Annotated in this window: 1 rRNA gene; it reads left to right on the top strand. The window is 59.8% G+C overall.

From position 1 onward, the window contains the following. Nucleotides 1-255, top strand: a 23S ribosomal RNA gene (locus LPA42_RS33560); the annotation flags it as partial. Between the last annotated feature and the right edge of the window lies 1 nt (nucleotide 256).

Below are 256 nucleotides of genomic sequence, written 5' to 3'. Positions count from 1 at the left end.
TGGGGAGCGTGGGAACCTGGCGGGTAGTAGTCAAGCGATGGGGTGACGCAGGAAGGTAGCTGATCCCGGCCGGTGGTTGTGCCGGGGTAAGCGTGTAGGCCGTACCGTAGGCAAATCCGCGGTGCATGTAGGCTGAGACGTGATGCCGAGCCGATTCAGGTGAAGTCAGTGATCCTATGCTGCCGAGAAAAGCCTCTAGCGAGTTCTTAGCGGCCCGTACCCCAAACCGACACAGGTGGTCAGGTAGAGAATACCG

This window comes from Micromonospora sp. DH13 (assembly GCF_020873825.1).
Lineage (GTDB): Bacteria > Actinomycetota > Actinomycetes > Mycobacteriales > Micromonosporaceae > Micromonospora > Micromonospora haikouensis.
This window is presented reverse-complemented; position numbering and strand designations above follow the sequence as displayed.